15 protein-coding genes and 1 pseudogene are annotated in these 13,548 nt (G+C 63.7%); 8 read left to right on the forward strand and 8 right to left on the reverse strand.

Translation table 11 applies throughout. The features are described from left to right. Positions 1 to 55: 55 nt before the first annotated feature. Positions 56 to 505: a universal stress protein gene (locus LIW51_RS15010; protein ID WP_227374909.1), complete on the forward strand. Its 450-nt coding sequence runs from the start codon at positions 56 to 58 to the stop codon at positions 503 to 505. Between the two features lie 57 nt (positions 506 to 562). Here LIW51_RS15010 and LIW51_RS15015 read toward each other — a convergent pair whose 3' ends face one another. The 3 genes from LIW51_RS15015 to LIW51_RS15025 are packed head-to-tail and all read right to left on the reverse strand — an operon-like array spanning position 563 to position 1,916. Next, on the reverse strand, positions 563 to 1,150 hold the full coding sequence (locus LIW51_RS15015; protein WP_227374910.1) for a uracil-DNA glycosylase: 588 nt from the start codon (positions 1,148 to 1,150) through the stop codon (positions 563 to 565). Positions 1,151 to 1,174: 24 nt separating this feature from the next. Next, positions 1,175 to 1,735 carry an endonuclease dU gene (locus LIW51_RS15020; protein ID WP_227374911.1) on the reverse strand — a complete coding sequence of 187 codons (561 nt, stop codon included), beginning with the start codon at positions 1,733 to 1,735 and terminating at the stop codon, positions 1,175 to 1,177. A 1-nt stretch (position 1,736) separates the two neighbouring features. Continuing rightward, positions 1,737 to 1,916: a DUF5786 family protein gene (locus LIW51_RS15025; RefSeq protein WP_227374912.1), complete on the reverse strand. Its 180-nt coding sequence runs from the start codon at positions 1,914 to 1,916 to the stop codon at positions 1,737 to 1,739. A gap of 83 nt (positions 1,917 to 1,999) precedes the next feature. Between LIW51_RS15025 and LIW51_RS15030 the strand changes: the two genes are divergently transcribed. From LIW51_RS15030 to LIW51_RS15040, 3 genes are all read left to right on the forward strand, one after another. After that, positions 2,000 to 2,608 carry an MBL fold metallo-hydrolase gene (locus LIW51_RS15030; RefSeq protein ID WP_227374913.1) on the forward strand — a complete coding sequence of 203 codons (609 nt, stop codon included), beginning with the start codon at positions 2,000 to 2,002 and terminating at the stop codon, positions 2,606 to 2,608. Between the two features lie 142 nt (positions 2,609 to 2,750). Next, positions 2,751 to 3,764 (forward strand): N-acetyltransferase DgcN family protein, encoded by a 1,014-nt coding sequence (locus LIW51_RS15035; protein WP_227374914.1) that lies wholly within the window; start codon positions 2,751 to 2,753, stop codon positions 3,762 to 3,764. Further along, a complete protein-coding gene (locus LIW51_RS15040; protein ID WP_227374915.1) occupies positions 3,761 to 4,795 on the forward strand; it encodes a dipeptide epimerase in 1,035 nt (344 codons plus the stop codon). The genes LIW51_RS15035 and LIW51_RS15040 overlap by 4 nt, the downstream gene beginning before the upstream one ends. 7 nt (positions 4,796 to 4,802) lie before the next feature. Here the strand turns inward: LIW51_RS15040 and LIW51_RS15045 are convergent, their stop codons facing one another. From LIW51_RS15045 to LIW51_RS15060, 4 genes and pseudogenes are all read right to left on the reverse strand, one after another. Beyond that, positions 4,803 to 5,567 (reverse strand): M14 family metallopeptidase, encoded by a 765-nt coding sequence (locus LIW51_RS15045; protein WP_227374916.1) that lies wholly within the window; start codon positions 5,565 to 5,567, stop codon positions 4,803 to 4,805. Between the two features lie 50 nt (positions 5,568 to 5,617). Continuing rightward, positions 5,618 to 5,863, reverse strand: a complete 246-nt coding sequence (locus LIW51_RS15050) for a DUF8593 domain-containing protein (protein WP_227374917.1) — start codon at positions 5,861 to 5,863, stop codon at positions 5,618 to 5,620. A 72-nt stretch (positions 5,864 to 5,935) separates the two neighbouring features. Further along, positions 5,936 to 7,368: pseudogene (locus LIW51_RS15055) on the reverse strand (sugar transferase). Positions 7,369 to 7,728: 360 nt separating this feature from the next. Then, positions 7,729 to 8,199: an O-antigen ligase family protein gene (locus LIW51_RS15060; RefSeq protein WP_227374918.1), complete on the reverse strand. Its 471-nt coding sequence runs from the start codon at positions 8,197 to 8,199 to the stop codon at positions 7,729 to 7,731. A 73-nt stretch (positions 8,200 to 8,272) separates the two neighbouring features. On the opposite strand from LIW51_RS15060, the gene LIW51_RS15065 reads away from it, so the two are divergent. The 3 genes from LIW51_RS15065 (at position 8,273) to LIW51_RS15075 (ending at position 11,821) form a co-directional block, all read left to right on the forward strand. Beyond that, on the forward strand, positions 8,273 to 8,434 hold the full coding sequence (locus tag LIW51_RS15065; RefSeq protein ID WP_227374919.1) for a hypothetical protein: 162 nt from the start codon (positions 8,273 to 8,275) through the stop codon (positions 8,432 to 8,434). 240 nt (positions 8,435 to 8,674) lie between these two features. Then, the gene (locus LIW51_RS15070) at positions 8,675 to 9,499 is read left to right on the forward strand and encodes an undecaprenyl-diphosphate phosphatase (protein ID WP_227374920.1); all 825 of its coding nucleotides are present in this window, start codon (positions 8,675 to 8,677) and stop codon (positions 9,497 to 9,499) included. A gap of 240 nt (positions 9,500 to 9,739) precedes the next feature. Beyond that, positions 9,740 to 11,821 carry a hypothetical protein gene (locus LIW51_RS15075; protein WP_227374921.1) on the forward strand — a complete coding sequence of 694 codons (2,082 nt, stop codon included), beginning with the start codon at positions 9,740 to 9,742 and terminating at the stop codon, positions 11,819 to 11,821. A gap of 1 nt (position 11,822) precedes the next feature. Here LIW51_RS15075 and LIW51_RS38570 read toward each other — a convergent pair whose 3' ends face one another. Beyond that, positions 11,823 to 11,957 carry a DUF7503 family protein gene (locus tag LIW51_RS38570; protein WP_255766701.1) on the reverse strand — a complete coding sequence of 45 codons (135 nt, stop codon included), beginning with the start codon at positions 11,955 to 11,957 and terminating at the stop codon, positions 11,823 to 11,825. Between the two features lie 164 nt (positions 11,958 to 12,121). On the opposite strand from LIW51_RS38570, the gene LIW51_RS15080 reads away from it, so the two are divergent. Beyond that, complete coding sequence (locus LIW51_RS15080; RefSeq protein WP_227374922.1) at positions 12,122 to 13,354, forward strand: MBL fold metallo-hydrolase; 1,233 nt, start codon at positions 12,122 to 12,124, stop codon at positions 13,352 to 13,354. Positions 13,355 to 13,548: the final 194 nt, after the last annotated feature.

Here is a 13,548-nt window from a genome sequence, read left to right on the forward strand (position 1 = left end):
CTCGTGGCAGAAAGAGAGAAAATCGCTTTACTAGCTCGCGGTCGTCCCCGCGAGTATGGGGGAGCACGTTCTCGTTCCGCTCGACGGGTCGTCGGCTTCGGAGGCGGCGCTGGACTACGCGCTGACAATTCCCGACGTCGAGATCACCGTCATCACCGTCGTCAATCCGTTCGACACCGACTCGCTGTCGCCGGGCTACCAGTCGCCGCTGGGGAAGGCGGGGATGCCCGCCTACTCGCAGGAGTGGTATCAGAAGGAGTGGGACAGCGCGAAGGAACTGCACGAAGAACTGCGAAAGAGGGCGGACGAACGCGACGTTCCGTTCGAGAGCGTCGTCAAACTGGGGTCGCCGTCGAGGCAGATAATCGTATACGCCAAGGAGAACGACGTGGATCACATCGTCGTCGGAACGCGCGGTTCGGGGGACATATCGAACGTCCTCCTCGGTTCCATCGCCGAAAAAGTCGCGCGCCGCGCGCCGATGACGGTGACCATCGTTCGGTGAGGGGCCGTCTAGACACGAAACCCTCAACCGACGGCGCTCGAATTTCCGTCGCGTTCCCTAGAACTCGCCGAGATTCGACTGGCCGCCACCCGACCCCGCCAGCGTCGCCGCCTTGTCGAGGGTGTTCCGGAACGTCGACTCCTGGCTCCGGTCGTAGAGGGTCGCCGCCGGATGGACGCAAACGAGCACGTCGCGCACCTCGCCGCCCAGTTCGGCGTTAGCTATCGTCCCGGCCTCGCGCGTCACCGCCACGTCGCGGTCGAGGAGGTGTTCGCTCGGCACTTTCCCGAGCGTGACGACCACGTCGGGGTCTACTTGCGCTATCTCGTGTTCCAAATACTCCCGGCAGTTGTCGAGTTCCTCTTTCGTCGGGTCGCGGTTCTCCGGCGGGCGACAGCGCACGCAGTTCGTAATTCGAACGTCGGCGCGCGCGAGACCGTGGTCGCGCAACCCGCCGTCGAGCACCGACCCGCTTCTGCCGACGAACGGTTCGCCCTGTTCGTCCTCGCGCGCGCCCGGCCCTTCCCCGACGAAGAGGATGTCGGCGTCGTCCGGCCCGGTGCCGTTGACGATTCGGCTCCGGCAGTCGACCAACGCCGGACAGCGCGTACACTCGGTGACTTCCAGTCCCTCCATCGTACCCATATCCGGCGCAACGGGGAGGACGTATTAAATCTCCCCGGCCTGCCACTCGTCGGCGGCGCGCGCGGCCATGCGCGCGACTCGGAGCGGTTCGGGTCGGCCGCCCTCCGGCGTGAACGCCCTGACCACGTCGTGGGCCTCTCGCTCGTCCGCGCCCACGCACCTGACGAAGACCGTCTGGTCGTTGACCGCGAGTTCGCGCCGCGCCGGCTGTCCGCGGTAGATGTCGCGCCGCCGGTCGAGTTCGTCGCCGGAGAACTCGGCTTCGAGCGAATTTCGGAGGCCGTCGCTCTCCTCGAACGTGACGGAGATGACGGGGCGGTCGATGGCGTCGCGGACGCGGTGCATATCGAGCACGTTGTACCACGCCAGCGCGATGCCGCTGACGAGGACGTAGCGCACGTCTTCGCGGTCGAGACGCTCCGCGAGGTCGATAATCGAATCGGTCACATCCGTCCCGCCGACCGTACAGGTTCCGAAAATGAAGCCGTCGACGACCCTGCTCGCGCGCGCGACGACGCCTGCGAGCGTGCTGGTCGTTCCGTCGTACGATTCCGCGACCCCGAGCGCACGGACGCCGGGTTTCACGCTACTCGTCGTCTTTGATGTCCGAGAGGCGGTCTAAGAGTTCGTCGTTCGACGCGCCGATCTCGAAGTCGACGCTCCCCTCGTGGTTGTGTTCCGACGTGTTTACGCCGCTGTCGTCGTCCAGGTCGGCGTCGTACTCTCGATTCTCTTGTTCGGATTCGTCGTAGCTCCCAAAACCCATGTGTATCACACGATACGGACTTCGGATACTAAAATTGCTCGCCGACCATCACATCTTTGGTACGGGGGGCGAAACGGGTCACTATGCGAGTCGTCAACGTCACTGCCGACGCGGAGACGTTCACGTGCAACGCCTACCTCGCGCTCGGCGACCGTCCCGTCCTCGTGGACGCCGGGGCGATGGACGGCGTCGTGGACGCGATACGCGACCACACCGACGCGCTCGACGCCGTGGTGCTTACCCACCAGCACGGCGACCACGTCCAGCAACTCGACGCCGTGCTGGACGCGTTCGACGCCGACCTCGCCGCCTACGACTCCCACCCCCGCCGCGACACCGCGCTCGAAGACGGCGACACCCTCGAAATCGGCGACGAGGAGTTCGAGGTCGTCCACACGCCGGGACACGCGGACGACCACGTCGCCTTCGTCAGCGACTCGACCATCTTCAGTGGCGACGTGGTCGTCCACGACGACGGCGCGTTCGACTACGGGAGTTTCGGACGCACCGACATGCCCGGCCAGTCCCGGGAGGAGCTGATAGCGAGCATCCGCGAGATACTCGGCAGACTGTCCAACCCGGTGGAGCACATGTACGCGGGCCACGGCGGCGAGTTCCACGGGGACGTTCGGGACGTCGTCGAAACCGCGCTCGAACGCGCCGAGAAGCGCGAACCGAAGTACCCCGAGTGACCGCCGACCGAACTGACTCCGCCGTCGACTTCCGTCTCGTCCGCCGATTTCCACCTCGCCGTCTCCGTAACCGCGACTCGGCGTACCCATCCGCGTTACCGCGAGGAGTGGCTTTAAGCCACCCTGCCACCACCGCACACGCATGCAGGTGGCCATACTCGCCCACGAGAAGTTCCCCGACCGCGCGAAGACGGCGGTCGGTATCCTGCGCTACGCCGACTACGACGTGGTCGCCGTGCTCGACCGCGACCGCCCCGGCGAGCGCGTCGGCGACTATCTTCCGGACGTACAGGACGCCCCCGTCGTCGCCAGGATGGACGAAGTGCCGGACGTGGACGCGCTCGTCGTCGGTATCGCCCCCATCGGTGGCGGCTTCGACGAATCGTGGCGCTCCGACGTTCGAACCGCGCTGGAACGCGGCTGCAACCTCGTCTCCGGACTGCACTACTTCCTCGAAGACGACGAGGAGTTTGCCCGACTCGCCGAGGCGAACGGCTGCGATATCTGGGACGTGCGGAAACCGCGCGACGACCTCACCGTCAGCCGAGGCGTGGCGAAGGACGTGGACGCGGAGGTCGTGCTCACGGTCGGCACTGACTGTTCCGTGGGGAAGATGACCGCGACCCTCGAACTGCTGGAAGCCGCCCGAGAGCGGGGCGTCGACGCTGGCTTCGTCCCGACCGGCCAGACTGGAATCATGATAGACGGGTGGGGAAACCCGATCGACCGCGTGGTGAGCGACTTCACCGCCGGGGCGGTCGAGGAGATGATTCTGGAGCGCGGCGACGACTACGACTACCTCTTCGTGGAGGGGCAGGGAAGCATCGTCCACCCCGCCTACTCCGCCGTGACCTGCGGCATCCTCCACGGCTCGATGGCCGATAAACTCGTCCTCTGTCACGAGGCGGGCAAGGAGGTCATCCACGGGTACGAGTCCTTCCCCCTGCCGCCGATTCCGGAGTACATCTCGCTCTACGAAGACCTCGCCCGGCCGGTTCACGAGACGGAGGTCGTCGCCGGAGCCATCAACACCTCGGGAATCGAGGACGACGACGACGCCCGCGACGCGGTTCGGTCGTACGAATCCGCCCTCGGCGCGCCTGCGACCGACCCGGTTCGCCACGACGCCGACGATGCGCTGGAGGCGATACTGTGACTCTCTCGACCTCGTTCGAGCGACTCTCCCTCCCGCTCGAACACGCGTTCACCATCTCGCGGGGCACCCAAACCACCGCCGAGAACGTTGTCGTCCGCATCGAGGACGACGCCGGGAACGTCGGCGTCGGCGGGGCGGCCCCCTCCGAACACTACGGCGAGACGGCGGCGACGGTCGAGGCGGTCTTGCCCGACCTGCTCGACGTGGTCGAATCCGTGGACGATCCCCACGCCCTCGGCCGAATCGAGCGCGAGATGCGCAAGACGGTGAACCGAAACCCGGCGGCGCGATGCGCAGTGAGCATCGCGCTCCACGACCTTGTGGCGAAGCGCGCCGACCTCCCCCTCTATCGGTATTGGGGACTCGACCCCGCTGACGGCGTCGAAACCTCGTTCACCATCGGCATCGACGCGACCGAAGTGATGCGCGAGAAGACCGAGGAGGCGGTCGAAGCCGGATACAGGACGCTGAAGGTGAAAGTCGGCACCGACCGCGACGAGGAGATCATCGGGACGATTCGGGACGCCGCCCCCGACGCGACGATTCGGGTGGACGCGAATCAGGCGTGGAGTCCTCGCGAAGCGGTTCGGAAAATCGACGCGCTCGCCGACTACAACGTGGAGTTCGTCGAACAGCCGGTTCCGGCCGAGAATCCCGAGGGGATGCGGTTCGTCCGGGAGCGCGCCGTCCTCCCCATCGCGGCCGACGAATCCTGCGTGACGCTCGAAGATGTACCGCGAATCGCCGGAAAAGCCGATATCGCCAACCTGAAACTGATGAAGTGCGGCGGTCTCCGCGAAGCGATGCGGATGATCCACACCGCGAGAGCCCACGGGTTGGAGGTCATGCTCGGCTGTATGATCGAGAGCAACGCCAGCATCGCCGCGGCCTGCCACCTCGCGCCCCTGCTCGACTACGCCGACGTGGACGGGTCGCTCCTGCTCGCCGAAGACGAGTACGAGGGCGTCCCGATGCCGAACGGGCGAATCGACCTCGGAACCGGACGGCCGGGAACCGGTGCGCGCAGGTGATCGGCCGTCAGAGTTTCCCCACCCTCTCCGCGCGAAAGCCGACCATCTCGTCGTATCCGTCGGTGGACATCAATACCGGGTAGAATGGGCGGTCGGCGCGCAACTCCTCGCCCACCGTTCGAGCAAACACCGCTCCCTCCTCGACGCGGACGAAGTTCTCGCCGACGAACTCGTAGTCGCGCCCCATCACGGCGTCGAACACGCGATACAGTTCGGGCGTCCCTTCCTCCGAGAGCGCATCGAGCGCGCCCATGGAGCCGAGGGCGTTGCGGAGGACGCGCTCCGCGTTCCGCGCCGCTCGCTCGGTACCGCGAAGTCCGCACTCGACCGCCACGCCGTCGACGTGGTCGACGAGACCTCCGGCGACGTAGCTGATGTCCACCACGCGACCGACGTCGGTCGCCCGCACGAGTCGTTTCGTCCGGTCGTTCAGCCGCGAGACCAGCGCGAACGGATCGGGGTGGGAGCGCGTCGAGTGAAAGTCGAGAACGGCGCAGTCGCGCAGTTCCGACAGGAGCGCCGCCGCAAGTCGAGACTCGTGCGTCGCTCCGTTGGGGTCGCCCGGAAACGCGCGATTCAGGTCTTCGTCGACGTACCGGGCGTTCGCCGCGATAGCTTCCTCGTTGGCGACGACGAACCTGACGGGGCGTTCGAACGCGGGCGTCTCGGCCAGCATGCGCTCGATAGCGGTCTCGCCGCACGGTTCGTCGCCGTGGAGGCACGCGACGACCGCGAGTTCGGGCGTGCCATCGCCGACAGTTCTAACGCGCATCGATGGCGGGTAGCACGCAGACCGCCGACTTGAGACTGTGGTTTCTCCGGTCAGGCGTCGCGGGTGCGCAGCCGAATTTCCTTGTCGGTTATCTCGTCGATGGCGTCGGGCGGAAGCGGGTGGACGTCCTTCGACTTGTCGCCCCAGCCGAGCAGCACCCTGTACTCGTTCACGAGGCTCGGATCGGGGTCGATGTACGCCGTGCCGTCGGTCACCCGAGCGACGATGCCGATCTTCTGGTCGTCCACGTTGAACACCGGTTTCCCTTCGTCGTCGTCTGTCAGTGTGTGGCGCATACGTGCCGTTCGCTCGCCGGGACTATGAGGGTGATTGCCGAGAAGTCGTCGTCTGGTCAGCGTCGGTACGGCTTACTCGCCGGTAGATTCGTCGCTCGCCGTGAACCGAACCGTATCTTCGGCGACCTGCCATATCTGCCGTGCGACGATCTTCAGGTCGAACCAGAACGACTGACGGCGGATGTACTCCAAGTCATACCGGAGCTTCGTCGTCGGGCTCGTGCTCTTGGCGTCGTGAATCTGGGCCAGTCCGGTGAGCCCGGGTTTGACGAACCACCGCTTTCGCCACGTCTTCGTCTCCGGCTCCAGCAGGGGCTCCTCTTCCGTCCAGACGGCGCGTGGGCCGACGACGCTCATCTTCCCCGTGAGTATCGTCCAGAGCTGCGGAATCTCGTCGAGGTGGGTCTTCCGGAGCATCCGACCGACTCGCGTGATGCGGTCGTTGTCCTCGTCTTCCTCGGGTTCCGCCGACTCGCTGTCGGGGAGCATCGTCCGGAACTTGTACACCGGGAATGTATCGCCGAGTTCCGCCGTCCGCTCCTGGCTGTAGAAAACCGGCCCCGGACTGTCGAGTTTGATGGCGAGCGCGATGACGACGAGGATGGGCGCGAACACCGCGAGGCTCACGACCGTGAAGGCCACGTCGAAGATGCGCTTGAATAGGTAGTCCTGTCAGTCCCACAGTTCGAGGGCGATGTCGACCAGTTCGTCGGTGTCCGTCGTCTCCGACCTCGTGAGCACGCTGTCCGTGTGTTCGCGATGGGCCATCGCGGTCACGCCGTGTTTGTAGCAGGTGTCGAGCGCGCTGAAGAACTCGGCCCGGTCGGAGGTCGAGAAGGCGAATATCGTGGTGTTGATGTCGTTCTCGACGAGCACCTCTTCCAACCGGGAGAGGCCGCCGAGACGGTCGACCCCGGAGAACGGTTGTTCGCCCCAATCGTCGGCGACGGGTGGTTCGTTCTTTCTCCCTTCGATTTCGTACCTGTTCGGCGGGGAGACGTACCCCAACACCGGGATGCTGGTGGTCTCAAGGACGGAGCCGATCTGGTCGATATCGTCGCCGACGAAGATGGCGCGCTGAGTATCGCCGACGGGAGGACGGCGAATCGTGATGAACCAGAGCGGAAGGGAGAGGCCGAGCAGCGCCATGACGACGATGAGCGTCGAACGTGGCAGTCGGTAGGTGTAATCGAAGTAACCGATGGTGGCGAGCGCGAAACACGCCGTCAGCACCCGTTTTTCGGTGACGAAGATGATATCCAGGATTCGCCGGAGACGGGGCTTGAATAGGGGAACGAGGCTGGCGGTCACGACCGTCGCGGTCGTGAGACCGTGATGGTAAGGCGCTCCGCGGTGAGCATCTGCGACTCTAGCTGGCTGACGACGGGGAGGAACGTCGTCGAAACCTGCTGAACGGTGGCGTTGTTCGCGAGTAAGACGGCGAGGACGACGGTCAGAACGGTACCACCGACGCTCGCCAGTCGATAACGGAGACCGAAGACCATTTGCTGAGTAAGGGCCGGATCACTGTATAAATCCTGCATGCCGATAATTTTAATAAGAGTTCTAATATCATTCTAAGATGTTGCTATCTCTATTATGTAGATAGGATATCGTGAAATAAGAAACAGCTACCGTATCGTAGACCGCGTCCGTCGACGTGCTGATTGCCGTCTCCGTCGTCTCGGTGCGTCGAACGACGTTCCGAAGATACGATGCAACCGTAGGGGGTGGCTCAAACCGCGTTAGAGCGCGAGGAAGACGACGCACCAAAGGGAAAGAGAGAGCATGGTGGCGAAACAGATACCCTTCCAGAGGTCGGTGAATTCGGATATCGTCTATTCGAGTTCGGCCTTAGCCATCACCTATCGATATATTACGAACGTAAATACTGTCGGATTAGAAGATACAGTCTTTATATGGAGGCGCCGTATCGCCGAGTCGAATCGAACTCCCCCGCTACAGCCGGCGCTTTTGATACTCGCCCGATATCGTGGCGGCCAGAATCTAGAACACGAACGCGATTTTCGCGTTGTATAATTCGGATTCCAGAACGAGTACGCCGCGATACCGAGTAGTCCAGCTAGCGTCCCGGCGACGAGGAGCGTCCCGGTCGAGCGCGCCCGAATGAGTCGCCAGCCGTAGTAGCCGACGACGGTTATCGTCCCGGTGTACAGCGCGAAACCAAGCAGTCCGGTCTCGGTCAGCAACACGAGGTAGGTGTTGTATATAAGACGAGGATGAGCGTACCCGTCGGGAACCGGCAATCCGTACTCCTCCGCGACGTGGACGAAGTTCATGCCGCCGATGCCGACGATGGGATGAGAGGCAAACACGTCGAGCGTGACGGCGTACTGTTGGAATCGAACCCCCAGGTGTTTCGTGGAGAATAGCGGAAACGAGACTTCTGTGGTGGTCCTGTCGCCGCCGGTCGTCTCGGTTGCGTTCTGCGTCGTGGTCGTCTCGGCCGACCACGGCGAATTCCTCGGCGAGCGCCTGTTTCCGACGCCGGTTCAAATCTACGGCCACTCGGACGGCGTGTACATGGAAGAGTTCGTGAAAGTACCGTAGTTCGTCACGCAGAACGGGGAGCACAAGGATATTCGCGGGAAACCGCCGGTCGAGGCCAAATCATACGACGACTCCGCGGTCGAACAGCAGCTCCGCGACCTCGGCTACAGGATGTGAGCCGCGGCGACGCGGAAGCGCGAGATGACGAACCAAGTAAATAAACGCCCGGAGAGGACGGTTTTCTAACAGGAGAGCGACGAAACCGAACCACCTTTCTTCCCCGCCCGACCCCCCTTTGACATGGTCGACCGCTCGCTCCTCATCGCGCTTCTTGCCGGAGTCCTCCAAGGCGTCTTCGAGTGGCTCCCCATCTCCAGCGAAGGGAACATCACCCTTTTCCTCACTGCCGTCGGAACTGCGCCGGAGGCCGCGGTGCGGTTCTCGCTGTTCTTACACGCTGGAACCGCCATCGCCGCCGCGGGCTACTACCGCGGAGAACTCGGGACAGTTCTTCGAGAACTACCGAACTGGCGGCCCTCCTCGGCCTTTGAAGGCGAACGCGCCGACCTAACATTCCTCGCCGTCGCCACGGTCGTCTCGGGCGTCGTCGGCCTCCTCGCGTACTTCACCCTCTACGAGGTCGTCCCCGAACTGGCGGGCGGCGGATTCGTCGCGCTCATCGGCCTGCTGTTGGTCGGCACCGGTATCCTCCTCCGCACGGTGGACAACCTCGATATGGGCGGCCGCGAGTCGCCGGACTTGCTCGACGCGGTGCTCGTCGGCGCGATGCAGGGAATAGCCATCATCCCCGGCGTCTCCCGCTCGGGTACGACGGCGAGCGCACTCCTCTTCCGGGGTCACGACGGACCCAGCGCCTTCCGCCTCTCCTTCCTGCTCAGCATCCCGGCGGCTGCGGGAGCGGGCGTGTTGGTCGTCCTCGACACCGGCGGCCTTCCGGCGGTCGAACCCGGTTCGGCGGTGGTGGCGCTCGCCGCCAGCGCCGTCGTCGGCTACCTCACCATCGACGCGCTGATGCGGGTCGTCGAGCGCGTCTCCTTCTGGGCGGTCTGCGTCGGTCTCGGCTCGTTGGCGGTGCTCGGCGGTGCGTTCTTGCTCGTCCTCTAAACTTGGCGTCGACTCGTGCCGGTTTCGAACGAAAAACGGCGACGTACCGTCCGTCGCACAGAATCCTCCAACACATTTATCTAACATGAAAGATGATACGACAACGCTACCGTTCGGTGCACGCATCGAATCCCGGAGACGGCCGGACGTGAAGCCGGAACGGTCGAGACGCGTGTCCGAACTCGACGAACCACGGTGGGAGTAGAACTATACATCTAGTAGAACTGGACGAGGATACGAATGGAGTTCGACACGCTCGACCGGCGGCCGGGACTCGCCATCTTCGACCCCATCGAGAACGTCCGTTTCGAACTCTACACCGACGAACCCACCGCGCCGGAGCCGGTCGCAACGTCCGACTTCTACTTCCCGGTGGACACCGCTATCGGCCTCGAAGCCGCGTCTATCGAGATTCCGAAGCTCGTCTCCACGGTCGTCCGAATGCAAGACGGGACGATGGTCACGGACGCGACGACGAGCGACGGCCAGACGTTCGCCACCGGAGCGTACCTGCTCGAACTCAACAGCACGCCGATGAAACTCTACGTCGCCGTGGAGGGACGATTCGAACTGTGTCCCGGCGAGACGTCCGTCACCGTGCGATTCGACGGAGTCCAGCGCGTTCGTATCGGCGCACGGTCGTTCCACGAACGTCCGGTCGGGACGATAACCGTCACCGACGACGTCGAAGACGCAATGCGCGCGGTGTCGTTGCTCGGGTCGGCGCTGAAGACGACCTCCTGCGAGCGGTCGTTTCCGACGCTGCGCGGTCATCCTCCCCTCATCGAGCGCGGCGACGCGTTCACCGTTCCAGAGGGTATCGAACGCCCGGAGACGGGCGTCGAACTCGTCCTTCCGCCCGACTGCGAACACGTCTATCCGGCGGCGTCGCTCGCGTACTATCTCGGCGCGGAACTCGTGGCCGGAACCGACCCCCGGCTACTCGTGGACGGAGACGAACACTCGCTCGACGGGCGAGGAGGGTACGAGGTGACGGTCAACCGCGTGCTTCGACAGGCGTTCTTCCTCGACTGTCTCACCCGTACCGAGGGCTACTATCGGGTCGAACTCCACGAGCGCCGACAGGTCGAACCGCTGGTCGACCTCGATTTCGCCGACCTATACGGACGCCCGCTCGCCGACCAGTTGACCGCGTATCTCTCGATACCGTTCGAGACGCTCGAACCGCACGTTCTGGACTGGCACCTGACGACCGACGTCGTCCCGACCGTGGAGAACCTCCCCGCGCTCCCGTACTTCGCCGACGAGCTTTCGCTCCTTCGAACGCCACAGAGCCCACAACAACGCACCGTCGCGCCGACGCCGGAGATACTCGACGAGTTCACGAGGTCGGCCGTCGCCGCGGGCGATTTCACCCGCGGTGCGAGTGACGCGTGGGACTGGGACGACGAGGAGATGTTCCAGGTCGAATCGGCGGAGACAGTCGAGCACGCGTGGGTCGGAAACGGCTATCCGCTCGGGGCCAACAAGGTCACGCTCGAATCGCTTCAGCGACAGGTCGAGCGAACGCCGCCCGACGACTCGGCGCTGAAGATTCACGTGGTCTGCAACGACCGGGAGATGGCCGAAGAGAACGTCGTCAGCGAGTTCTACGGGCTGCGCGATTTCATCAACTACGACGTGTCGATCCACGAGGAGATGACTACCGCCGAACTAGCCGCGCTGTTCGAAACCGACGCGGACTTCGTCCACTACATTGGCCACGTCGACGAGGAGGGATTCCGCTGTACCGACGGATATCTCGACGTGCACTCGCTCGACGAGGTGAACGTCGACGCGTTCCTGCTGAACGCCTGTCGCTCCTACGAGCAGGGCGCGACGCTCATCGAGAAAGGAAGTCGCGGAGGCGTCGTGACGCTGGCGGAAGTCGTCAACACCCCCGCGACGAAAGTCGGACGAGCACTCGCCCGCCTACTGAACTCCGGATTTTCGCTTCGCGCGGCGCTCTCGATAGCGAAGGAAGAAGTCGTCGTCGGAGCCGAGTACATCACCATCGGAGACGGTGGTCTGACGCTCTGTGAGGGGGACAGCGGAGTTCCGACGATGTATCGGGTCAGTCGTGATGAAGGCAGATACGCTCTCGAACATCACTTCTTCCCCGCATCGAATCACGGAATGGGAACGATAACTGAGTCTGAAATCGAGGACGCCTCGACACATTATCTCGCATCCGGCTCAGTGACAGAATTTTACTTGTCCGCGGAAGAACTAGACAGGGTGTTAGGCCTCGAACTCCTCCCAGTCAAAATCGACGACAAACTCCATTGGAGCGACGAACTCTCCGTCTCTGACCTGTCCTAGTTCACGGCCCGGGATTCGAACCCGCTGAGGCCGCAGCCGCGTTTCCGGCCTGCGACGCGACGACACAGATGGTGAACAGGACGCCGATCATTCGTGGGTGCTCTGCCAAGTACGCTTGTGCAGTGTTGTCCGACATGCATGCGAACTATTGTGCTACTGTAACGTATCTTTTTCTTAAATGTGCATACCGTTGTAATATAGGAAAAACGTGTGAACGCACAAAAGGCCACCTCGATTGGGATCTTCGCTCGGGAACGCGAACCGACGAACGAAAAGGCGTTCGACGAGTAGCGCCCGGTAATGAACATCGAGTTCCTCGGCGGTGTGCGCGAGGTCGGCCGGAGCGCAATCCTCGTCAACGACTCCCTCTTGCTCGATTACGGGATGTTGACGGGGACTCCGCCTCGGTTTCCGGTCGGTAGCGTCGCTCCCGAGGCGGTCGTCGTCTCCCACGGCCACTTAGACCACGTCGGGGCGGTTCCGTCGCTCCTCTCCGGCGACGCCCGACCGCCGATTCACTGGACGCCGCCGACCCACGAACTGACGCTGTTGCTCGCGCGGGACACCTTGAAACTGCATGGCGGGAGCTACGACTGCCCGTTCACGGAAGAGGAGATCAGGCGCGTCACGCAGGTCTCGGAAACGCACGGGTACCGCGAACCATTCGACGCCGCGGGCCACGAGGTGACGTTCTTCGACGCGGGGCACATCCCCGGGAGCACGCACGTCCTCGTGGATGACGGCGAGACGCGACTGCTCTACACCGCGGACTTCCACACTGGAAACCAGCGGTTGCTCTCCGGGACGACCGCCCGCCCGAACGCGGACGTCGTGATAGCCGAGAGCACGTACAGCGACGTGGAACACGACGAGCGGGCCGCCGTCGAGGAGCGATTCGCCGAGAGCGTGAAGACGACGCTCTGGGAAGGTGGCACGGTGGTCGTCCCCGCCTTCGCCATCGGCCGCACGCAGGAGATGCTGCTGGTCTGCGACGCCCACGACATCGACTGCTACGTCGACGGGATGGGAAAGCGGGTTACGCGAACGTTCCGCCAGCATCCAGCGTTCGTCCGCGACGCCGACGCCCTCCGGCGGGCGATTTCGAACGCCCGGTTCGTGACCGGCAGAGACGGACAGCGAAAACGAATCGCGGCGAAGAACGCGGTCATCGTCACCACCTCCGGAATGCTCTCGGGTGGTCCGGCGATGACCTACGTTCCGGAGATCCGAGCGAATCCGGTCAACAAAATCACGATGACGGGGTATCAGGTCGAAGGGACGCCCGGACGCGAACTGCTGGATTCCGGGTGCGCGGAGATCGACGGGCGGGTGATGCCGGTGAGCGCGCAGGTGGAGTCGTACGATTTCTCGGCGCACGCCGACCGCGACGGACTGCTCGACTTTCTCGACGCCTACCGCGACGCCCGACTGCTTGTGAACCATGGCGACCGATGCGAGGCGTTCGCGGCAGAACTGCGAAACGACGGGTTCGACGCGAACGCGCCCGAACTCGGCGACGTGGTGGCCTACTGACCTCCTAGCCTGCTGATGGCCGAGACCCGGCCAAAACCTGTCGGTACTTATTTATCACTAGCTATGAAACGCTACTCCGCAATGCGTCGTACCCAAACAATAGACGGTTCCAACCGTGAGTCCGGCGCGGCTCACGGCTGGGTTCCGCGATAACTGTACCGACACGAACACTGACTGGTTTTGTCGCCACGCGA

It is taken from the genome of Haladaptatus halobius, from assembly GCF_020618475.1.
GTDB classification, from domain to species: domain Archaea; phylum Halobacteriota; class Halobacteria; order Halobacteriales; family Haladaptataceae; genus Haladaptatus; species Haladaptatus halobius.

Excerpts from the sequence above, each read along its gene's own strand:
- LIW51_RS15045 (WP_227374916.1), bottom strand. The coding sequence starts at position 5,567 with ATGCGCGTTAGAACTGTCGGCGATGGCACGCCCGAACTCGCGGTCGTC.
- LIW51_RS15070 (WP_227374920.1), top strand. The coding sequence starts at position 8,675 with ATGGTCGACCGCTCGCTCCTCATCGCGCTTCTTGCCGGAGTCCTCCAA.
- LIW51_RS15050 (WP_227374917.1), bottom strand. The coding sequence starts at position 5,863 with ATGCGCCACACACTGACAGACGACGACGAAGGGAAACCGGTGTTCAAC.
- LIW51_RS15080 (WP_227374922.1), top strand. The coding sequence starts at position 12,122 with ATGAACATCGAGTTCCTCGGCGGTGTGCGCGAGGTCGGCCGGAGCGCA.
- LIW51_RS15075 (WP_227374921.1), top strand. The coding sequence starts at position 9,740 with ATGGAGTTCGACACGCTCGACCGGCGGCCGGGACTCGCCATCTTCGAC.
- LIW51_RS15010 (WP_227374909.1), top strand. The coding sequence starts at position 56 with ATGGGGGAGCACGTTCTCGTTCCGCTCGACGGGTCGTCGGCTTCGGAG.
- LIW51_RS38570 (WP_255766701.1), bottom strand. The coding sequence starts at position 11,957 with ATGTCGGACAACACTGCACAAGCGTACTTGGCAGAGCACCCACGAATG.
- LIW51_RS15025 (WP_227374912.1), bottom strand. The coding sequence starts at position 1,916 with ATGGGTTTTGGGAGCTACGACGAATCCGAACAAGAGAATCGAGAGTAC.
- LIW51_RS15030 (WP_227374913.1), top strand. The coding sequence starts at position 2,000 with ATGCGAGTCGTCAACGTCACTGCCGACGCGGAGACGTTCACGTGCAAC.
- LIW51_RS15015 (WP_227374910.1), bottom strand. The coding sequence starts at position 1,150 with ATGGGTACGATGGAGGGACTGGAAGTCACCGAGTGTACGCGCTGTCCG.
- LIW51_RS15035 (WP_227374914.1), top strand. The coding sequence starts at position 2,751 with ATGCAGGTGGCCATACTCGCCCACGAGAAGTTCCCCGACCGCGCGAAG.